The organism is Vibrio superstes (assembly GCF_003569005.1).
Taxonomy (GTDB): domain Bacteria; phylum Pseudomonadota; class Gammaproteobacteria; order Enterobacterales; family Vibrionaceae; genus Vibrio; species Vibrio superstes.
Genome location: NZ_BCUR01000001.1, coordinates 1,217,918 through 1,238,865 on the forward strand (window position 1 = coordinate 1,217,918; position 20,948 = coordinate 1,238,865).

A 20,948-nucleotide genomic window follows, 5' to 3' on the forward strand; every position below is an offset into this window, starting at 1 on the left:
AAGGAAAAACTCATGTCATTACTAAAAAAATTCGCAGTAGTTCCCCTAGTCGCTGCGGTTTTGGCATCACCTGTGAGCTTTGCAAAGGATCTGGATTATCCAACTAAACGCTTAAATTACACCATTGCTTTTGGGCCTGGTGGTGGTAACGATTTGATGTCGCGTACTGTGGTAGAAATCCTGAAGAAGTATAAATTCTACAACCGCAATATCCGCGTTGATAATCTAGCTGGAGGCAGTGGTGCGGTCGGTTTTAACCATGTGATGCAGCAGTCAGGTAACCCTTACCACCTGACCTCGACTAGTGGCAATTTCTTAGGAACGCCATTGGTGTCTAACACTGGATGGACCTACGAAGACTTCACACCAATTGGTCTTCTCGCACAAGATGCTATGTTCATTGTCGTTCGAGAGGATTCACAATTTAAGACAGCAAAAGATTTTGTAGAGTATGCCAAGGCTAACCGCATCACGATTGGTGGCACGGGTGCAGCAGGTCCAGAGCGTGTGGTTGCGAGTTTGTTTGCTGAGAGTGCTGGCTTTGATTATGACTACGTTCCCTCTCAAGATGGGGGTGGCATGGTGACCTCACTAACGTCGAAGAGTGTGGATGCTATTGTTGCTAATCCATCAGAGGTATCTGGTCAGATAAAGGCAGGGAATTTCCGTCCACTTGCTTACTCGGAGGCTCAACGCAGTACTATCTACACTGATGTCCCTACGTTTAAAGAGCAAGGCTATGATTTTGCCTTCTCCCTGCCTCGTGGTGTGGTTATGCCAGACAATGTCGATGCTGAGATACAGCAGTGGTGGGTAGAAACGCTACAGAAAGTGGTTAATACGCCGGAATGGAAAGACTATCTAAACACTAACAGCCTTTCGGGTAACACGGTTTGGGGCGATGACTTTGCCGATAACCTTGCTGCTACAAACGCTGATTTTAAAAGAGTCTTAACTCAGATAGGCGCAATTAAGTAGGTAAATAGGTTGCGCGGTCTTGGCCGCGCAACCAAGGAGAAATTATGCGTTTTTGGTTTTCACTTAGCACCTTATTGTTTTCTGTTAGCTTTACGCTCTATGGCCTAAACACCTTGAGTATGTATGACTTAAATGGAAGACCAGGCCCTGGTTACTTTCCTTTGATCATCGGTGTTGCACTGGTTATCTGTACTGGTATCAATGTCTTTAAAGACCTAAAAGAACTGCGCAGTAACAAAGCGGTAAAACAAGACAAAGCCTTGTATCAGAAAGATACCATAGCGGTCACAGTGTGCATTGCATTGCTGATATTTACCCTGAACTCGTTGGGGGCCATCGTCTCCATGATAGCGTTCTGTTTAGCGTTTCTATCTTACTTTAACAAAGGGAAACATCTGCAGAATGTTGCTTATTCAGTGGCCTTTCCTTTGGGTGTATTTCTTTTGTTTGATGTATGGCTGCAGGCGGGACTGCCTGATGGTCTATTACGTCTCTTTTATTAATCACAGGGAAATGTGTCATGTTCTTTGTTGAAATATTTGAAAATCTTTCATTTGGTTTATCGGTGGCGTTCACGCCGGAAAATCTTTTGTTCCTACTCATTGGTGCGCTGGTGGGTATGGTAGTGGGCTTGTTCCCTGGCTTTGGCCCGGCAGCGGGTATTGCCATCTTGATCCCTATGACCTTTGGTCTTGACCCAACGACAGCCATTATTATGTTGTCGGGTATCTATTATGGGTCAATGTATGGTGGCACGATTACTTCCATATTGATTAACACCCCAGGAGAGTCTGCCACAGTGGCATCTACCTTAGATGGCTACCCGATGGCACAAAACGGTCGAGCGGGCCCTGCTCTTGTAATGCAAGCGATCGCTTCATTTGTGGGTGGAACCTTAGGCGTCATCCTTATCTGTGGCTTTGCCCCTTTATTGGCTGATTTTGCCTCATCGTTTGGCCCGTCAGAATACTTCTTGATCATCATGTTAGGTTTGCTGTTGTTGACGACTATGATGGGTGACAATCGGTTGAATGGTGTGATTTCTGCTCTGTTTGGCTTTGCCATTGCTATGGTGGGCGTGGATTCCGTAAGTGGTGCTCAGAGATACACCTTTGGTTCTCCTGAGCTTATTGGTGGCATCTATTTTGTCCCTGTTGCCATTGGTCTGTTTGGTATCGGTGAGCTTCTTTACTGCATCTACACCGGTCAGCATAAGCGTGACAATGTGCGTGTCCAATTTAACTTCCGTTCTAAAGATTTCTGGCCAACGACCAAGGATTACTTCAGCTCTCGCTATACCTTTATCCGTGGCTCTGTGATTGGTTTTGTTGCAGGGGTATTGCCTGGCTCAGGTGCAACCATCGGCTCTATCTTGGCGTATTCGGTAGAGAAAAAGGTGGCGAAGAACCCAGAGGACTTTGGCAAGGGTGAGGTTCGTGGATTAGTTGCACCGGAGACTGCAAACAATGCCGCCTCAGCGGGTGCAATGGTGCCACTAATCTCCTTGGGTATCCCAGGCTCTGGTGCTACTGCGGTTTTGTTGGGTGCCCTGATGATGTGGGGTTTACAGCCTGGACCAATGCTGATTGACAACAATCCAGACCTTGTTTGGGGGTTAGTGGCCAGCATGTATATGGGCAACATGATCTTGGTTGCGCTGAGCGTCCTAGCTATCCCTCTGTTTGTTAAATTCCTCGATATTCCTTATCGACTTGTGGTGCCTGTGATCGTCATTTTGTGTGTTATTGGCTCATATGCGCTCAACAACAGCATCGTTGAAACGTCGATGTTACTCATAATGGGATTAGTTGGCTTTGGAATGAAACTCTATGGCTACTCTCCAGCAGCGACTGTGCTTGCCCTAGTTCTAGGTGGCATGGCTGAGAGCACCTTCTTGCAATCATTGATCATCAGTCAAGGTAGTCTTTGGATCTTCGTTGACCGACCAATTTCTTTGGTCTTAACCCTTGTGATGCTTGCCACTATCAGCCTTTCGATTGCGTTGCGTCTTTATAATCGAGTGCGTGCGAACAAGGTAGAGCAAGCAAACTGTAGCCATTCTCAGTAAAGGAGGACAATAATGAAGATTGGAGTTATTGCAGACGATTTTACAGGGGCAACAGACGCCGCAAGCTTTATCGTTAAGGGGGGTATGAGTGCCATTCAATTATCGGGCATTCAAGACTCGACCAAGGGCATTGATGTCGATGCTCTAGTCGTGAGCCTAAAATCGCGTTCTTGTGATGTAAACAAGGCTGTTAAAGATTCCCTAGAGGCTTGCGATTGGTTGCTCGATGAGGGGTGTGACCTTATATATTTCAAATATTGTTCTACCTTCGATAGTACTGAGAAGGGCAATATTGGGCCTGTGGTTGAAGCACTTAAAACACGTCTATCGCAACCCAGTGTTTTGCTATGTCCTGCCTTGCCAGTAAACGGCAGGACTGTGTATCAGGGACATCTGTTTGTATTTGATCGCTTGTTGTCTGAGTCTGGTATGCGTAGCCACCCTATAACCCCGATGACAGAGTCAAACCTACTGAGAGTGATTGGATCTCAGTCTGCGGCAAAGGCAGGCTTAATCAGTTGGCATGATATCGCTCAACAAAGGATTAAGGAAAAGCAGGCAGAGCTCGAACTTGCGGGAAAGGAACTCATTATCTGTGACAGTGTGAGTGATGAGGACCTAGAGCGACTGGCTGAGGTTGCTCAATCTCAAAAACTGGTTTCCGGTGGTTCAGGTTTAGTGGGCGCGATAGCGAAAACAGTTTCTGCAACGGATGCCTCATTGGAGGGCAAGGTACAGGTTTGTGATTCCCTTAAGGGCGTCGTTCTATCAGGCTCTTGTTCTGAGGTGACGAATGAGCAAGTGAACTCATACAAAGAGATCGCACCGAGTCTAAAACTAGATGTAAGTCGTTGCCTGAATGATGAAACATACCTCGAAGAGGTCCTTGTTTGGGTGGTCAGCCATACCAAGCAAATTTGTTTCCCTATGGTCTATGCCACTGTACGCCCTGATGAACTTGCCAATATTCAATCTAAGTTCGGCCAAAAAGCATCAATTGGTGTAGAGGCATTATTCCATCAATTAGTTAAAAAGCTCTATGGCATGGGCTTCAACACCTTTATTAGTGCTGGTGGAGAGACATCGGGGACCGTTACTCAAGCCTTGAGTATTGAGAGCTTTAGAGTCGGGCAAGAGATCGCCCCAGGAGTCCCTTGGATGTCTAGCATAGATGGCGAAGTTTGGTTGGCACTTAAATCAGGCAATTTTGGTGATGTTCAATTCTTTGAACATGCGCAGGAGCAACTAAGATGACGGAACAGGAACAAAGAGTGCAGATGGTGGCACTAGCGAAATCTCTATTTGAGCGAGGCTATGCGACTGGTGGAGCGGGAAATCTATCGGTAAGGCTAGATGATAACCGTGTTTTGACGACCCCTACGGGCTCTTGCTTTGGCCGATTGGATCCAGAAACCTTGTCAGTAGTGAGCATGACTGGTGAGCACTTATCTGGGAGCAAGCCCTCAAAAGAGGCCTCATTTCATTTAGAGATATACAAGAATCGGGAACAAGCGGGTGCCATAGTGCACCTTCACTCCACTTATTTGACGGCTCTTTCTTGCTTAGACGGTTTGGATAAATCGAATGCCATACAGGCATTCACGCCATATTATGTGATGAGGGTTGGAAAACTTCCTGTCGTGGATTATTTCAATCCAGGCGACCCATGTATTGGGATGGAATTGGGTAAACTAGCGCCTGACTTTAGGGCGTATCTCCTCGCCAATCATGGTCCTGTGGTAACAGGTAAAGATCTAGTCGATGCGACAGATAATGCTGAAGAGCTTGAAGAGACGGCAAAGCTTTATTTTCAGTTAAAGGGGAGCAAGGTGGCCTATCTTTCGGATGAAAACGTGGCCTACCTTGAGACTCGCGGTGCTTAGCGAGCTATTCGGGTAAAAGACACTCTAGTTCAATGGATCTTCGATTATCCAAAATCAGATAGTGAGTGAGCATCAAACAAAAGGCCACCTGTAAGGGTGGCCTTTAATGTGGATGATTAATCTTGATTAGAGATCAAAGCGATCGGCATTCATTATCTTGGTCCACGCAGATACGAAATCGCAAACGAACTTCTCGTTGGCATCATCGCAAGCGTAAACTTCCGCCAAAGACCTCTTCGATCGCTTGTTTGACTTCTTTGAGATCAAGCGATTTAAAGGCTTGTGCATAGTCATAGCTTTCGTCGTGAGGGTTCGACTTTCTGTCATTTTGATGAAGGATTTTTAGATTGAGTTGATTTGGCCACCAATCAAGATTCTGAATGCCTCTGCCACCAACTTTTGTATTACTGCCATGCATGACAAGACATTTTCCCTGATGTTTATTGTTTTCGTTTTGCATATTCGCCTCCAGTTTGCGAAGAACGCTGTAAACCTTTTGACAATTTTTGGCGCAGCTTTGTATGAACCGCGGTCTCTTGACCTAAACCCGTTATCAAATAATAACTTCCACCTACTATGAAGGGGTAACTTAGCCCTTATAGTCTTGATTTAAATTAAATGTTAATTGAGTTTGCTAACTATTTTCATTTGGAGTGCGGCACTTAAAAGGAGTGTGGTGATAAGCATCTGTATATTAAGGAAAAAATGGAACTGGATGACTATTCGTCGAAAGTGAAAAGGGCTCCGAAGAATGTTCTTAGGAGCCCTCAATGGTTATGTTGTTGTGTCATTGTCTTAATAATCACCCTCTGATATACGGCCCTCTATCGCGTAGGGGTCGTCTTCAAATACATGGTTAGCCCTTCCTCTCAGAGCCTCCAATTGCTGTTCTAACATGTCCATCGTCTCAAAATTCCCTTCTGAGCAGGCAATGTAAATTTGCTGCTCGAGATCCTCTATTCTGTCACGTACGGTCATCATAATCGCCTCCTCGGGTATCCAGTGCTTATGCTTACGAGCGACTTACTCAATTGGCTCACCATGAAGATTTTAATCTTCATTTTCAACTAACGAGTCATACCCTGACTTTCAACGGAATTATAGTTCATAAAATAGCCAGTAATGTTGTGCGTGGAGAGGACGGTATTAAGATCTAGCGCTAAGCTTTTGACTCTACTAAAAAAGAAAATTATTAAATTTTAGTGAGACAATGATGATAGAGATCCAAGGTATTGATCACGTGGTTTTGCGCTCAACCCAAGTGGAAAGCATGTTGTCGTTCTACTGTAACGTTCTCGGATGTGAGATAGAAAGGCGTCTTGCCGACGAGGGACTCACGCAGCTTCGAGCAGGTAATGCACTGATCGACATTATTGATGTTGATAGTCCATTGGGAAAGCTTGGTGGTAGGCCACCGCAACAAAACGGGCGCAATATGGATCACTTTTGCCTGCAAATTCAGGTTGTTGATCAACAAGAGCTCCTCACATACCTGCAAGAACATCAAGTGGAACTTCTGCCCGACGCTATCCGTTACGGAGCTACTGGGTTGGGGTGGTCCTTATACGTGCACGATCCTGAGAAGAACGTCGTAGAGCTTAAACCCATTTAGGCATAGGTTCTGAGACGTATTCACAGGAGAAATTGATACTGAGCCTACACATAAGCATGTGCAATCTGTCACTGTACAAACAGTAAGCTTACGCATTATTGACATAAAAGCAGGTGGCAAAAGAGACACTATCTCTATGAGAAATTTACCCTGTTAAGCCCGATGGAATTTACTGAACAAGACAGAGCTGCCCTATACGAAACATGGATGTCCCAAAAAGCCAAAATGCGTCTAACGCAAATGGAGATCTCCCGAAAACTAGGAGTATCTCAGGCTGAATTTGGACAATTACTTCGAGGTCGTGCCCCTCTAACATATCCATTTGTTACTCGCTTTTGTGAGTACCTAAAAGTGGATCCCGCTTATGCGATCCCTTCATTGCGAGTGAGTGTGACTGTTGAAAATAGTGTCGTGACCCTATGCTCGCGCATGTCCGTCGATGGGGATATCAGAAATGTGTACGTGGATGGCAATCAAGTGGTTGTGGAGTACGAGCACCGTATTTGTTAGTTTAATAGGCAGGTCGAATGACCTGCCTATAGCTACTGTTAATCCCTAAAAATCATTGCAATTTCCTGGGAACCAAAGGTAGTTGCCATTGACTTCACCATACCTGAACTCAGTTGTGCCCTGATCCGCATTTGCGCAAAGATAGTTAAACACATCTGCACTCATGCTGTTTGCATCAACAGAAGGTGAACGCAATGTAGAATAAGCGCCTAAGCTCCACTTTAACTCATGGTCAGCATCAAAATTCGCTATGTTCAACTGGTCATAGACTGCCATATCACTAGAAAATAAACCTATAGTTCCAGTTGAAACAGTACTAGCGGTGATGGTCGAACGCTCAGCTGCATATATGTTATTAGTAACGCTTAGGTTAGAGGCATCGATACTTGCACTTCGGCTAACATTGATATTGTCAGCAGTAAGGCTTCCTCCACTAATTACTGAGTTAATTTGGGCTTCTATTGTAAGCGCACTAGCGCTGTCAACCTTAAAGATACTGCCGTTAAATGCTTGGATCATATCTCCCGAAGTTACAGTGCTTGCTTGCACTTTAGAGCCTGAATCAACAAAGAAGTTGTTCGTTACATCGATGGTGTCGTCCACCTTAAGTATTGCACCTAAACGCATAGCGATTCCGTCACTGACAGACAAATTGAGTAAGTTGACGGCACTGTTTTCTCGCATTTCCAGCCAAGTTGTGTCTAATGAATCGCCTGATAAGACGCCACCACGACGCAGAATCACTTCTGAAAATGCCGTTAGATTTGGAATCCAAGAATAACCATTGTTCTTCACTTCAACATAGTTAGCTTGAATGCTCGAGTTAGTTGCAAATTGGCTGCTCGATACGATTAAATTATTGAAAATGGCGTCTTGGTTTAACCATACGCGCGAGCCATTTATTACTTCCAAATTAGCGTCTGCTTGTATATTGTTGAATGCTAATGTTGCATTACCGTCAACAAGGTAAACTGCCCCTTCGTTGACTGTGATGTTTTCTATCCAACCAGATCCACCTCCATCGTAGTGGAAACCATTAGGTACTATTAAGTTAGTGAAACCAACATTGGGCCTGTCAATGTGCAGGCTTCCACTGCTTTGAATAGAGGCTGTTTCGCTACTATCAGGGTGTGTGGTGAAAAGCATCTGGCCACGAGTCGCCTCTGCGTTATCCCAAAGACAGTCACCTTCTATTTGTATAACAACAAAATCAGAGTTATGACTGGCTGAGGTAAACTGCGCAAGTTGGGTCTCGTCCTCTGAGCAATCCACATCATAGAAAGCGGCGCTAGATAGCGATTGAGGGTTACTTACCTTGTCTAAAAGTACCTGAAAATTATTATTCATATCGCTTGCAGTGATATAGTCGCCTTGCTTAAAGGTGACCAAATCTTCTGCTACCGCGCCGGTAGAGATCGAGAGTAGTATCAGGGTAGTAAGAGTATTTAATTTCATGCTAAATCTTCCTTAATTTAAAGCCATTTGTCTGAATCAAAGCGTGCAGTGCCGAAGGTTGCGAGTGTTTCACTGTCACAGGCATCACCGATGCCATCACTGTCGTAGTCTTTTTGTTGAGCGTTCGGTAAGAATGGGCAGTTGTCCGTTGCGTCTGAGATAGTGTCATTGTCATCGTCTATATCGGTATTATCTCCCTCGCCATCGCTATCGCTATCTACCGTCTCATAAGGGTCTAATGGGAAGGCGTCGGCATTATCTCCAACTTGGTCCCCATCGGTGTCGTGGGTTTCGCTAGGGTCCTCAGGGAAAGCATCTGCATTGTCCCCAACACTATCGCCATCTGTATCGAGGGCTTCAGTGGGGTCTTCAGGAAATATATCTGCATTGTCGCCAACACTGTCGCCATCTGTATCGAGGGCTTCAGTGGGGTCTTCGGGAAATGCATCTGCATTGTCGCCAACACTATCGCCATCAGTGTCGAGGGTTTCAGAGGGGTCTTCTGGGAAAGCATCTGCATTATCCCCGACACCATCACCATCAGTATCTATGGCTTCATAGGGATTAGTAGGAAAGGCATCGGCATTGTCACCGATTCCGTCTTCATCTGAATCCAACCATTCACTGCTGTCGCTTGGAAACGCGTCATTGTCATCCAGAAAACCGTCGTTATCTCGGTCATCGTCGTCACTATCCTCGATTGCTTTGTACTCAGTACCATCAGTGATGATGACTTCATCGGGCTCAAGGTCTTTGATAACCTCAGCGATTTCCATGACTTCAGTATTTTGTGCTAGATAGTTTTCTGTCTCGGCTATTTCATTGGCTTCTTCAACCGTTTCAGGGATAACACCTGTTGCTACTAAGTTTCGAGCTTTGTTAGCAACCTCTGGTATTTCGGAGTAGTCAGACATTACTTTATCTTGCGGAACTCCGAGCATCTCGGACACCTCAGATATTGATTCTTCCTTGGTTTTACCTGTGGTATCCATTTCGATCTTAACGATTGTCGTAAAGGGAGTGATATTAGTTTCCCCTGCAGGAGCGCTTAAGACAAAGTCGTAGTTTATGGTCGTGTCTGGCGCATCTTCATCTATGGTTTCTCCCTTTATTGCACTAACAATAACCGGATAGTCTTGGTAATTATCGACACCAGATACGTCTAATAACGCAACCCCTCCTTCTCCACTTTTAATACTGGGTTCTTCCTCATCAAAAACGCCGTTCTGGTTTATATCGAGCCAAACCAGTGCGTTTCGTAAATATCCATCAATCGCTTTTACTTCTAGCATTTCCGTATTGGCGGTAGATTGAGATGAACCGTCATCACTACAACCTGCGAGAAAGCAAGAAGATATGGCGAGCGCTAAGATCTTCTTATTCACATTCAAACTCCTTCTTGAAATATTTCGTAACACTTGTCTTTTATTCGAGTATTAACTAATAAAAATAGGCCAGCAAATGTTAATCATATGTTTATTGAAATAGATCAATTGTGAATGGGATAAAGGAATAAACAGTAAAATTACGGATATACATAATATTAAATCTGTGTTTTTATTTTTAGGTTATATATAAATACTTAAGATAAAAGAAAGCATGATTTTAAATTTTTTATTCACAGAATAACGTAGATGTTACAATCTAAGGTAAATAACGCTTCTAGTTTGGTGACATCCAAGTGCACATAGTAAATCGAATAAAAAAAGAATGGTTCTTGGTTGGTATGGTTGTGGCTATCGCCATAGCGGTATTGACTCCTGAATGGGGAAAATCGGGAGGAATATTACACCTTGATACGGTCACCATATTAGGCATAGCTCTTGTGTTTTTCCTCCACGGTTTAAGCTTGTCACCAAAAGCGATCATTGAGGGACTATCAAACTGGAAATTGCATCTATATGTTCAGAGCGCCACCTTTGTTGCGTATCCACTTCTTTGGTTGATATTTGGTCAAGGCTTTATGGCGTATATGCCAGCAGCACTTGCCTTTGGTTTCTGTTATTTATTTGTACTACCAAGCACAATTTCATCCTCCGTGGCTATGACGGCGATAGGCAAGGGTAATCTCCCAGGAGCCATTTTTAACGCTTCTCTTTCTAGTATATTGGGTGTTTTCATTACTCCCTTGCTTATTCAAGCGTTCATGGGAATGGAAGGTGCTGAATTAAATCTGATGGATTCGGTGATTTCCATTTCCAAGATGCTTTTGCTACCTATGATATTAGGTCAGTTAATGAGACCAGTGCTGCTTAATTGGACTCAAGAACATAAATCAATCGTTAATAAGTTAGACAAGTATGTAATATTACTTATTGTCTATAGTGCTTTCTGTGATTCGATAGCCCATGGTATTTGGAGTGACTTTTCACCTTTATTATTACTGGTTTCAGCGCTTATTTGTTTTGCTGTGCTTATGGTCATGGTGCATTCGATTCAGTGGGGGGCAAAACGATTGGGTTTTAATCATCAAGATGAGGTAGCCGCGGTATTTTGTGGTACCAAGAAAACTCTTGCTGCAGGGATCCCAATGGCCAAGGTTATCTTTGCTCACGATCCCAATTTGGGGATGATACTGCTGCCAATCATGCTGTATCACCCAATCCAAATTTTCTACTGTGCGGTATTGGCGAACAAGTACGCCAAGGTGTCATTGGAAGCTTCTGAGGCTAAGTAAGCTTGTAAATACAAGTATTAGCAACTGCATAGCAGCACTAGATTCCCGCTAACAACACGCGGGAATGACCTCGTTGTTAGTGCAATGTAAGCCGGCAGGTATATCTATGCCGCCGAAAGTATCACTGGGTGTTGTTGTGTAGGGTGCGGGACTATCTGCGTTTTCCAGCGGTAAACTTCTTCAATGGTTTGTGAGTTCAATACCTCCCACGGCGTACCATCAGCGACGATATTACCGTGGTTTAATACCACGATTCTATCAGCGTATTGCGCCGCTAGGTTGAGGTCATGCAACACAGCCACAACGCACGCGCCCGAATCCGCTTGCTCTTTCGCAAGCTTGAGGGTGTTGTGCTGGTGGCTTAAATCAAGTGCCGAGGTTGGCTCATCAAGAAACAACACCTTGTTGTGCTTAACCGAATCTAATTGAGTGAGCACACGAGCAAAATGGACTCGCTGCTTTTCTCCTCCCGATAAGCTAGGGTACAAGCGATCAGCAAGGGGGAGAACCCCGGTTAGATTCATTTTCTCTCTAGCAATATGACTTATCGCTTTTTGTCCCCCAGATAGGGTTAATCCGCCCAACTCCACAACTTCTTGTGCGGTGAAATTAAAAGTCAGCGAGCTAGATTGTGGCAGTACCCCAAATTGCTTGGCGAGTGACTTCTTGTCCCAATCTTGAGTGGGTTTACCGAACAGATAGTGCTGCCCTGTATAGGGCATCTCGTTGCTGAGCGTTTTAAGTAGCGTACTCTTGCCTGTGCCATTGGGACCGAGAAACACGGTGAATTCATTGGGGTAAAACTCGATGTTTACCTTATCTAATATGGTTCTGTTGCCAATGCTGACCGAAATATCAGAGCACTGAACGGATGGTGTGCGCATTAGATTCGTCCCTTTTGTGAGATAAGCAGCCATAAGAAGAAAGGCGCCCCGAGGACTGCGGTAATAATGCCCACAGGGATCTCCAAGGGAGCGACCAGAATTCGCGATAGCATGTCAGAAATGAGCAGCAGCAATGCCCCAAGCACGGTTGCAAGAGGGATCAATATCTTGTGATTTGGACCTGCAATCATTCTTCCTAGATGGGGCACGATGAGGCCGATAAAGCCTATCATCCCGGCAAGGGACACGGTCACGCCTACACCAGCAGCGGTAAGTAAAATCAAGCGGCGTTTAAGTCGTTGCACGTCGATGCCTAGATGACCCGCTTCAGCCTCACCAAGTAGTAAAGCGTTTAGGTTTGCAGACTCGCGATAGAACAGAGCTCCAAGGATTAATAACACAATGCCTCCAAAAGCCACCCCAGCAAAGTTAGCTCCTGCTAATGACCCCATTGTCCACAAGGACAGATCACGTAAGGCTTGATCATCGGCATAATAGTTTAGAAGCCCTAACATTGCCCCAGAGAGTGCACCAATAGCGACACCTGCGAGCAACATCATAGTCACAGAGGTACCGTTAGGTGATGTGCCCAACTGATACACCACAAGGGTCGTAATGGCGCCACCTAAAAAGGAAAAGATAGGCACGGTGCCAAACATTAGAAGGGCAGGGTAGGTCGCAGCAAGAGACCCAAACACCACGATAGCCAACGCCGCGCCGAGTGCGGCTCCGGCAGACACACCGATAATCCCAGGGTCGGCTAAGGGATTACGAAACAGTCCCTGCATAACGGTACCACAGATAGCTAAGATCCCGCCGATGGCGATAGCAAGCAGAGTGCGAGGCAGCCTGACTTGCTGCACTATCATATTAACGTGTGCTGGCAATTCGGCGCTGGGCAGACCTGGCATGGTGAAGTCAGGCAATAAGGCACTCATGCTTTGAGTAAAGCTGATATCCATAGGCCCAACACTGATTGAGAGTATGCTAGCAAGGTAAACCCCAAGCAAAGCGATACCCAGTAGTGCGGGTGTTGGCAGTTTCAATGATGATGCGAAATTCATGATCAGTTGCGCTCAAACGTTTGGTGCAGAGATTGGCTTAACTCAACACTCTCAATACCAAAACCGCCAATAATGGCACTGCTTGGAATTGGAATGATCTTGTTGTTAGCAGCCGCTGGTGTGGCGACTAGTAGAGGAAACTTCTCGATAATCCCTTGTTGTCCGCCTAATGCATCCCAAGTACGCTGGGCAACTAAAATGTAATCTGGTTGGACGCCTACAATCGCTTCAAATGACATCGACTTATAAGAGCTGAAATTGCGACTAATTGGGTTGGTTGCACCCGCTAGCTCAATGATCTTGTCTATCGTCGTTTCAGAGCCTGCGACTGTTGCCGGTCTTCCTTCACTCAGCATGGCAAAGATAGCTTTTGGCTGGTGTTGGGAATCAAGATTCGACAAGGTCTCAATCTGTTGATGGAGGTCTTGTTTCAGTGCTTTCGCTTGTTCTTCTTTACCCGTTATCTTAGCAATGGCATCAATGCGCCCTGCAAGATCGGCTTCGCTATCCCCTGATGGAACGGTAATGACTTCAATGCCTGCAGATTTTAATAGCTTTAGGGTTGAGTCCGGCCCCATTTCATGGGAACCAATAACATGCGTTGGATTTTGTGCCATCAAACCCTCAGCGGAGAGCTGACGATGGTACCCCACCTGAGGCAGCGAACCAGACTTATCAAAGTGGCGACTGGTTACGTCAATGGCAACCAATTGATCCTTCGCATCTAGGGCGTACATAAGCTCGGTAATGCTAGACCCAACACTAATGATTCTATTTTGCTCGCCCGTTGAGTTGGCGAAAGCGGGCAGCGCAAAGACAAGGCTAAGTATTAAGAGGAACGGTTTCATTATTTACTCTCTTCCATGACGATATTGGTAGCGTCGATATTGTTGTTTTGAAGCCAAGCGAGAACCTTAAGCATGGACTCTACGTCGGCGGATTTATCCGGTGAGATAATCAAATCTCGCTTTGGTGATGTCTGCACCTGAAGCAGCAGTTCGTTAGTAAACTCTTCCCAGTTTGGGAAGCTAATGCCATCGATGGCCCATTTAGGCTCAGAGGCAAGAATATTGATGGCAATTACTTCTTTATCTTGATCGTTCAAGACTTGAGCATCGTCTGTTTGGGGTATCGCCACATCCATGGTTTTAATGGTGATGTTTGCAGTTAACAGAAGAAACACCATGACAATGAAGATGATATCCAGCAAGGGAGTGAGGTCTGGTGTAAATTCTTCATCAAACAAACTGGATTGCGACTTGATCATGCGACGACCTCTTCACAACTCTTGGCATTGTCTTGGCAGTCAATGTAGATGCCTTCGATATGCAGGTTGGTGTGGTTTAAGGTGTATTCGATCTTGGCTAGGGTTTTCTCAACCCACATGCTAAGCAGTTGTGCGCCAGTAATGGCGGGCAGGGCGATTAACAGGCCAACCGCGGTTGTAGACATAGCCAAACCAAGGCCATCGGCAAGAACCGCAGGAGAGATTGCCCCCGAGGTGTGCGCAAGTCCTTTAAACATATCAATCAATCCAAGTACGGTGCCTAGCAAGCCGATTAAAGGGCTGATTACACCGATAATGGATAAGATACGTATCCCTGATTTGTATTGCTGACGCTTTTTAAACAACCAAATGCTCACCGCTTCTTCACGCAGTTCTTTGGTAAAGCTGCGGTGACCAAGAAGCATGCGCATCGCTTGATAAATAATGGTTTTTCCCTGTAAATCTTGCTCTATAAACTGTTCAACTTGCACTGCATTGGAGAAGTTTATGTGGTGTACCTTGGAGAGAATCTGTGTGGTATGAGTTCGTCCATTAACCAGCATGAAAAGGGTGCGTTCAATAATGAGCATCAGAGTAAGGGCTGAGAGTATCGTCAGCGGTATGGTCATCATTCCGAGTTGGCCGTGAAGCGTTATCAAGATTTGCATAGTGTGCTCTAGTTAAGTTTGCTTTTAATTAAGTTGAAAGTTAATGGGAACCTGCACTCGGTAAGCGATGCGTTGCCCTTGCTCGTTTCGGCGTTGAAATTGCCACTCTGAAACGGCATTGAGCGCCGCTTCGTCTAACAGTTTGTGTCCAGAAGAATTCACCACTGTTTGCTTGATCTGCTTCCCTTCTTCATTGATCCAAATCTCCACCAATGTGCTTCCTTGCCAGCCGCGTTTTTGTGCAAGCCTTGGATAGCTTACCGGTGTTGGCTTAGCTGAAAATGTGGGCTTCTTGACCATTTTTGGTTTGCTAGCGCTTGCGGCATTAGTTGACGCAGTTTGTGGCTCTGCGGTCTCTTTCTCGTGTTTTTTCTCTACTGGCTTTTCTTTGGGCGTAGGTTCAATCTTTTCTGGTGCTTCTGGCTTTGGTTCAGTTTTTGCCGTTTTGACCGATTGAGGTGTTACAGGTTTGGCTTCCTCTGATGTCTTCTCAACCTTCTTTTTTGGCTTTGCAACGGGTTTCGATGTTGCTTTCTTTGGCTGTGGTTTTTCTACAGCTTCTTTCTTCGTTTCACTTTCTTTAGGTGCTGGTGGCTGAGGTTTTACTTTTTTCTTTTCGGCCTTTTTTTCAGGTTGAGCTAGAGAGACAAACTTAATGCTGACCGCATGTCCTTCATTGTTACTTGCGAGGCTTATCTCCTGCTTTGGCGCAGAGAAAGAAAGAGCAACCCCATGAATTAAAAGGGAAATACCGCCAGCGAGTAGATATCTGTATTTCTTCACTGTGTTACCAATTACGTCCTAATAAAAGGCATTATGCAGATAATGCGAATAATATCAATTATCATTTGCATTATTTTTAAAGATCAATATAGTAGTCACAAATTCGAGCGAATGAGATTTGTTCTCATTTAATTCTGTGGCACAAATAATAGCAATTCGCCACGCAGAACATTGAAAAGCAAGAAGAAATAATGAATCTTGAATTGAACAACCCAGCCCTGTTTGACCCAGAAGTTGTGGGCAACCATACCCCAGACCCATTGCGCTTCGCCTTTGCAAAAAAGAAAGGCCCGCACGCAGGTGGAATGGCAAAGCCGGTTCCTACTGAACTTACGCAATCAGCACTTACAAGTGCTTTCTCCGAACAAGGGGATAAGGGACCTCGTTGTCTTTATATCCATATTCCCTTTTGCCGTGTGCGCTGCACTTACTGCAATTTCTTTCAATATGCCTCTAGCACTAAGCTCATTGATGAATACTTTGAAGCCTTGAAGAAAGAGTTGTTATGGAAGGCCGCAATGCCTTGGAGTCAGGCATTTCCTTTTCAAGCTGTGTATATCGGTGGAGGCACACCAACGGACTTGAGTGCTAACCAGATCAAGCTATTGGGCGAGATGATTCGAAGCTATTTCCCTTTAACTCCAGATTGTGAAATCACGTTAGAAGGACGTATTAATCGCTTTGATGATCATAAATTTGAATCAGCCCTTGAGGGTGGCATCAACCGATTCTCATTTGGCGTACAGAGCTTTGATACCAAGGTTCGTCGTAGTGCCAAACGATTGAATGATGGTGAAGAAGTATTAGAGCGCCTACAGCATTTCGTCAGCTATGACAGCGCCCCTATTGTCATCGATCTTTTGTATGGTCTACCTCATCAGACCCTAGATACTTGGGCCTTAGATCTGGAGTTGTACTTAGAAAGCGGTGCACACGGCGTTGACTTGTACCAATTGATAGAAATGCAAAACCTGCCAATGGGGCGCTTGGTAGAGCAAGGGAAATTGCCTGAGCCTGCCAATACTCAAGTAAAGGCGAGCATGTATCAAATGGGTGTTGAGTTTATGGCTAAGCATCATCAAAGGCGTCTTAGCGTGAACCACTGGAGTTCAGACAATCGTGAGCGTTCAATATACAACAGTCTCGCGAAGACATCGGCACAGGTAATGCCTCTTGGCGCAGGGGCGGGTGGCAATGTGAATGGCATTAGCTCTATGCAATACCGTGATATGGAAAAGTACATTGAAGCGGGTAAGGCCGATGAGTTTGCGGCAGGAATGGCGTTTTACAGTGCGCCAAATGCCAGCCTAGTAAATACCATCAAGGCAGCCTTTGACGGAGGTGTTCTTAGTGAGAGGGTGCTGCCTCAAGGCATGTTTACAGCGCTTAAACCGCTGTTTGAAGCATGGCAGAAAAACGGGTTAGTGAACCTTAGCAGTGGCTACCTTTCACTAACTCTAGCGGGACAATTTTGGTCTGTAACGCTAGCGCAAAATCTAATACAGGTCGTTTCGAGTAACCAAAAACCGAATGACTTGTTGAATAATAATATCGACAAAAAAAGCATCAAAGCAGCTTAATTTTAGGGGAAGAAGATGTACACATCATTAACGAAGCAGCAGGTATTGGAAGCAGTTGCAACCATGATGGAAAATGACGATGCAGTCCCTGTGTCGCAGATGGCCAGTGAACTGAATTTAACAGAAGGCGAGATCACTTTTGTGTTGCCTTCCAGCATGGTGACATCAGTGCCGGGTGAGAAGGCTCAAGAACTATTAGAGGCTTTACCAGCTTGGGGCAAAGTCACAACTATCGTGCATTCGTTTGGTTCAATTTTTGAGTATAAAGCGCCTTTTCCTAAAGGTAAGGTTGCGCATGGTTACTACAACCTAATGGGGCGTGAAGGTGAGCTGCACGGCCATTTGAGGTTGGACCTAGTTCAACATATCGCTTTGGTGTCTAAGCCTTTCCGTAAGATGGCAAGCCACTACATGGGCTTTTACGATGAAGCAGGAGAGTGCGTATTTAAGGTGTACCTTGGCCGCGACAAGAAACGTCAACTTTTCCCAGAACAACTTGAGAAACTAGAGCAGCTTAAAAAGGAATTTGCATAATGAGCACTCAAAACGCAGAAGATCGCGCTGAGATTAAACAACAACGCCTACAAGGTCGTTTAGGCCCAGAGGTTCAAGAGTTTCGTAACGCTTGCCAAAGTCTGCAGTTAGCGACAATTACCAAAGACGGTCTTCCACACGTTAGCTACTCTCCCTTTGCGTTTGACCAAGCGGGTTACTATATCCTAGTGAGTGATCTAGCGGCTCACGGGCAGAACCTAAAAAGCAATAAAAATGTTTCTATCATGATGGTTCAAGACGAAGCATCAGCAAAGAGCGTACACGCAAGAAAGCGTCTTACTTTTGATACTACAGCCGAGCATATTGATAAAAATTCCGAACAGGGTAAGGCTGGCATTGAAGCGCTGATCGAGCGATTTGGTGAAATGGCTCAAAACCTAGCACAGCTGGGTGATTTTAATCTCTACAAGCTGACACCTAGCAGTGGTCGCTACGTTAAAGGCTTCGGTCAAGCATTTAACGTCTCAGGTAATGATCTTGTAGATTTCCTTCACTTAAATGAAGGACACGTCGAAAAAGAGAAGCAAAAAATCGCAGAACTCACTGCCGAGCAAGACTAGCTCTCACTTTTCATAATCAAACAATAACTCTAGCCGATTGATATTTTCAGTCGGCCGGGCACTTACATTTTTATAAAACGGATTTTGGGTCAAACCATGTACAAAAAAACAAGTCTGGCATTAGCCATTAGCGCAGTGTGTGCATCATCAGCCGTATTCGCAGAAGAAACCTTTACCTTTGACGAGGTGGTTGTTTCAGCAACTCGAACTGAACAGAATAAGAGCGACGTGTCTTCCTCTGTTGCTACGGTGAGTCGCGAAGATCTCGACGCGGAAATGAACAGCAATCTTAAAGACACCTTGAAATATACCCCGGGTGTTCAAGCTCAAGGCAGTGGTCGCTTTGGAGTATCGGGTTTCAATATTCGAGGAATGGAAGACAGTCGCGTTAAGGTCATGGTTGATGGTGTTCAGCAACCCGTACCGTATAACCCAGGCGCAAGCCAGCAACGTAAATATCAGAACACAATTGAGACAGATACGTTGGCAGGTATTGAGGTGAACAAAGGCCCGTCGTCGAGTTTGTATGGTTCTGATGCACTGGGTGGCGTGGTACTGATGCGCACTAAAAATCCAGAGGATGTCTTAGTGACTGACGGTGATGAACATCGCTTTGGCATCAAGTCTGGCTATTCTTCTGTGAACAGTGAGTTTAAGAACACGGCGACTTGGGCAATGCGCAAAGGTAAGTGGGAAACCATTGCAATGTTTACCTACGCTGATGGTAGTGAATATCAGACTCACGGTGATGGAGCCGATATCTTAGGCCCTGATCGTGGTGCAGCCGACCCAGCCGATACACAGCTTTACAACGGCTTAGCTAAGGTATTCTACCAAGCGAATGACAATCATCGCTTAGGGGTGACCTTTGAATACTTCGATTATCAATATGATTCATTTCTAGCCTCTGAAGAAGGCTATGAGATCATGCCGGGCTTCATGTATACCGATTCTTCTGTTGAAGATCACAACAAACGAATGCGTATTGGCTTCGAGCATGAATGGGTAATGAACACCCTAATGGCCGATGATTTGGCGTGGAAGATCTCTTATCAAACAACAGAGAGTGAGTCGAACAACTACGATACGACGAACTGGGTTTCCAATGGATTCCCAATTTACACAGACCGTATTCGTAATCGTCAGCGTATCGCACAAGATGATTCTTACCAGTTTGATATGCAGTTCAACAAGCTGATCATGGCAGATGGGCATTATCATGAGCTGACTTATGGTGGTAGCTTCCTATACAACGACTTTGCTTTGGAGAACACCGATCACTTTATTCAAAGTGGTACAGGCGCGCCTCCAAGCTCTTCTCCAGGTAGCACAGGTCTGCCTAATGCAACAGTACAGCAATGGGGTGTCTTCGTTCAGGATCAAGCCTTCCTGATGGAGGAAAAACTGGTTCTTTCTGCTGGCCTACGTTACGACTCATTTTCAACCGACCCTGAAACAACAGATGGTTATGGCGTAGAGCATGAGAGTAACGACAATGATGCCGTCACCGGTCGTATTGGTGCGGTTTATCACGTCGCAAATTGGCTCAGCCCATACGCACAAATAAGCCAAGGCTTTAAAGCGCCAACGGTCTACGATCTTTATTACTCATACAGCGAAGGTGCCATCTTCATGGGTAATCCAAACCTAGAAGCAGAGACCAGCTTGTCTTATGAAGTGGGCTTCCGTGGCAAGGGTAAGATTTATCAGTATGAAGTGAGTGCTTTCTACAACCAATACGATGACTTCATCACGAGTAAAGTGATTGGTCAGGCTGGTGATAAAGATATCATTACTATGGTCAACATCGATGAGGCGAAAATCTACGGTGCTGAGGCGGCAGGTACTATCCTTGGCCCTCAAGGAATGTACACTAAGTTGAGCATTGCTTATGCCTATGGTGAAGATGTGAATACGGGTCGTGAGCTAGATTCTGTCGCGCCACTGACAGGTGTCGTTGGGCTTGGATACGACAATGAGAACAAGACGCTAGGTGCGTTGGTTAACTACACCATGGTAGCGAGCAAAGATAGCTGGACTGAAGATGATAACGTTGAAGCGCCTTCTTATAGTTTACTCGATGTGACGGCTTACTACCGTCCAGTACAAGACTTAACCTTGCGCGCTGGCTTGTTCAATGCCTTGGATGAGAAGTACTGGCTATACGAAGATCTGAGTGGCAAAAATGAACGCACAGACTTTGATACTCAAGCAGGTCGAAACTGGGGTGTGAACGCAGAATACTTCTTCTAACTACGTTTTTAATTGATAGCCGAGCACCTACTATTAGGCGCTCGGCTTGTTGTGTTTTAGTGAATCTAAAATACGATATTCAATCAATAGTTAAACAACATTCCAATTCAAAGCGTACAATTAACACAAGTAAATGTAGAAAGGATTTTGT

General features: G+C 45.2%; 22 protein-coding genes. 12 read left to right on the plus strand and 10 right to left on the minus strand.

What is annotated here, in order from left to right; translation table 11 throughout:
- Window positions 1–12: 12 nt before the first annotated feature.
- From D5I41_RS05275 to otnC, 5 genes are read left to right on the plus strand one after another with little or no spacing between them, the layout of a single operon-like run.
- Window positions 13–978, plus strand: coding sequence for a Bug family tripartite tricarboxylate transporter substrate binding protein (locus tag D5I41_RS05275; RefSeq protein ID WP_119008848.1), 966 nt, complete (start codon window positions 13–15; stop codon window positions 976–978).
- A gap of 44 nt (window positions 979–1,022) precedes the next feature.
- Entirely contained in the window at window positions 1,023–1,481 is a 459-nt protein-coding gene (locus tag D5I41_RS05280; protein WP_119008849.1) for a tripartite tricarboxylate transporter TctB family protein, read from the plus strand.
- Between the two features lie 17 nt (window positions 1,482–1,498).
- Window positions 1,499–3,046, plus strand: a complete 1,548-nt coding sequence (locus D5I41_RS05285; protein ID WP_119008850.1) for a tripartite tricarboxylate transporter permease — start codon at window positions 1,499–1,501, stop codon at window positions 3,044–3,046.
- A 12-nt stretch (window positions 3,047–3,058) separates the two neighbouring features.
- Window positions 3,059–4,300, plus strand: a complete 1,242-nt coding sequence (gene otnK, locus D5I41_RS05290) for a 3-oxo-tetronate kinase (protein WP_119008851.1) — start codon at window positions 3,059–3,061, stop codon at window positions 4,298–4,300.
- Window positions 4,297–4,929, plus strand: a complete 633-nt coding sequence (gene otnC, locus D5I41_RS05295) for a 3-oxo-tetronate 4-phosphate decarboxylase (RefSeq protein WP_119008852.1) — start codon at window positions 4,297–4,299, stop codon at window positions 4,927–4,929. The genes otnK and otnC overlap by 4 nt, the downstream gene beginning before the upstream one ends.
- A 202-nt stretch (window positions 4,930–5,131) precedes the next feature.
- Here otnC and D5I41_RS05300 read toward each other — a convergent pair whose 3' ends face one another.
- Entirely contained in the window at window positions 5,132–5,389 is a 258-nt protein-coding gene (locus tag D5I41_RS05300; RefSeq protein ID WP_208639136.1) for a hypothetical protein, read from the minus strand.
- A 335-nt stretch (window positions 5,390–5,724) separates the two neighbouring features.
- Window positions 5,725–5,907, minus strand: coding sequence for a hypothetical protein (locus tag D5I41_RS05305; RefSeq protein ID WP_186811065.1), 183 nt, complete (start codon window positions 5,905–5,907; stop codon window positions 5,725–5,727).
- A 232-nt stretch (window positions 5,908–6,139) separates the two neighbouring features.
- Between D5I41_RS05305 and D5I41_RS05310 the strand changes: the two genes are divergently transcribed.
- Together D5I41_RS05310 and D5I41_RS05315 are read left to right on the plus strand one after the other, a co-directional pair.
- Window positions 6,140–6,541, plus strand: a complete 402-nt coding sequence (locus D5I41_RS05310) for a VOC family protein (RefSeq protein ID WP_119008854.1) — start codon at window positions 6,140–6,142, stop codon at window positions 6,539–6,541.
- Between the two features lie 162 nt (window positions 6,542–6,703).
- Window positions 6,704–7,051 (plus strand): helix-turn-helix domain-containing protein, encoded by a 348-nt coding sequence (locus tag D5I41_RS05315; protein WP_119008855.1) that lies wholly within the window; start codon window positions 6,704–6,706, stop codon window positions 7,049–7,051.
- A 45-nt stretch (window positions 7,052–7,096) separates the two neighbouring features.
- On the opposite strand, the gene D5I41_RS05320 is transcribed toward D5I41_RS05315, so the two are convergent.
- Both D5I41_RS05320 and D5I41_RS05325 read right to left on the minus strand, forming a co-directional pair.
- Window positions 7,097–8,506 carry a hypothetical protein gene (locus D5I41_RS05320; RefSeq protein ID WP_119008856.1) on the minus strand — a complete coding sequence of 470 codons (1,410 nt, stop codon included), beginning with the start codon at window positions 8,504–8,506 and terminating at the stop codon, window positions 7,097–7,099.
- Window positions 8,507–8,523: 17 nt separating this feature from the next.
- On the minus strand, window positions 8,524–9,891 hold the full coding sequence (locus D5I41_RS05325) for a thrombospondin type 3 repeat-containing protein (RefSeq protein WP_119008857.1): 1,368 nt from the start codon (window positions 9,889–9,891) through the stop codon (window positions 8,524–8,526).
- Between the two features lie 290 nt (window positions 9,892–10,181).
- Between D5I41_RS05325 and D5I41_RS05330 the strand changes: the two genes are divergently transcribed.
- Window positions 10,182–11,183: a bile acid:sodium symporter family protein gene (locus D5I41_RS05330; protein WP_371860091.1), complete on the plus strand. Its 1,002-nt coding sequence runs from the start codon at window positions 10,182–10,184 to the stop codon at window positions 11,181–11,183.
- Window positions 11,184–11,287: 104 nt separating this feature from the next.
- Here the strand turns inward: D5I41_RS05330 and D5I41_RS05335 are convergent, their stop codons facing one another.
- From D5I41_RS05335 to D5I41_RS05360, 6 genes are read right to left on the minus strand one after another with little or no spacing between them, the layout of a single operon-like run.
- Window positions 11,288–12,067, minus strand: a complete 780-nt coding sequence (locus D5I41_RS05335; protein ID WP_119008859.1) for a heme ABC transporter ATP-binding protein — start codon at window positions 12,065–12,067, stop codon at window positions 11,288–11,290.
- Window positions 12,067–13,131: a FecCD family ABC transporter permease gene (locus D5I41_RS05340; protein WP_119008860.1), complete on the minus strand. Its 1,065-nt coding sequence runs from the start codon at window positions 13,129–13,131 to the stop codon at window positions 12,067–12,069. The genes D5I41_RS05335 and D5I41_RS05340 overlap by 1 nt, the downstream gene beginning before the upstream one ends.
- Before the next feature lie 2 nt (window positions 13,132–13,133).
- Complete coding sequence (locus D5I41_RS05345; RefSeq protein WP_119008861.1) at window positions 13,134–13,979, minus strand: heme/hemin ABC transporter substrate-binding protein; 846 nt, start codon at window positions 13,977–13,979, stop codon at window positions 13,134–13,136.
- Window positions 13,979–14,398 carry an ExbD/TolR family protein gene (locus D5I41_RS05350; RefSeq protein WP_119008862.1) on the minus strand — a complete coding sequence of 140 codons (420 nt, stop codon included), beginning with the start codon at window positions 14,396–14,398 and terminating at the stop codon, window positions 13,979–13,981. Before D5I41_RS05350 ends, D5I41_RS05345 begins: the two co-directional genes overlap by 1 nt.
- Window positions 14,395–15,066 carry a MotA/TolQ/ExbB proton channel family protein gene (locus D5I41_RS05355; RefSeq protein WP_119008863.1) on the minus strand — a complete coding sequence of 224 codons (672 nt, stop codon included), beginning with the start codon at window positions 15,064–15,066 and terminating at the stop codon, window positions 14,395–14,397. Before D5I41_RS05355 ends, D5I41_RS05350 begins: the two co-directional genes overlap by 4 nt.
- Window positions 15,067–15,090: 24 nt before the next feature.
- Window positions 15,091–15,849: an energy transducer TonB gene (locus D5I41_RS05360; protein WP_119008864.1), complete on the minus strand. Its 759-nt coding sequence runs from the start codon at window positions 15,847–15,849 to the stop codon at window positions 15,091–15,093.
- 191 nt (window positions 15,850–16,040) lie between these two features.
- On the opposite strand from D5I41_RS05360, the gene hutW reads away from it, so the two are divergent.
- The 4 genes from hutW (at window position 16,041) to D5I41_RS05380 (ending at window position 20,797) form a co-directional block, all read left to right on the plus strand.
- A complete protein-coding gene (hutW, locus tag D5I41_RS05365) occupies window positions 16,041–17,429 on the plus strand; it encodes a heme anaerobic degradation radical SAM methyltransferase ChuW/HutW (protein WP_119008865.1) in 1,389 nt (462 codons plus the stop codon).
- Between the two features lie 15 nt (window positions 17,430–17,444).
- Window positions 17,445–17,963, plus strand: coding sequence for a heme utilization cystosolic carrier protein HutX (gene hutX / locus D5I41_RS05370; protein WP_119008866.1), 519 nt, complete (start codon window positions 17,445–17,447; stop codon window positions 17,961–17,963).
- The gene (gene hutZ / locus D5I41_RS05375) at window positions 17,963–18,544 is read left to right on the plus strand and encodes a heme utilization protein HutZ (protein WP_119008867.1); all 582 of its coding nucleotides are present in this window, start codon (window positions 17,963–17,965) and stop codon (window positions 18,542–18,544) included. The genes hutX and hutZ overlap by 1 nt, the downstream gene beginning before the upstream one ends.
- A 96-nt stretch (window positions 18,545–18,640) precedes the next feature.
- Window positions 18,641–20,797: a TonB-dependent hemoglobin/transferrin/lactoferrin family receptor gene (locus tag D5I41_RS05380; RefSeq protein ID WP_119008868.1), complete on the plus strand. Its 2,157-nt coding sequence runs from the start codon at window positions 18,641–18,643 to the stop codon at window positions 20,795–20,797.
- The last annotated feature ends 151 nt before the right edge of the window (window positions 20,798–20,948 follow it).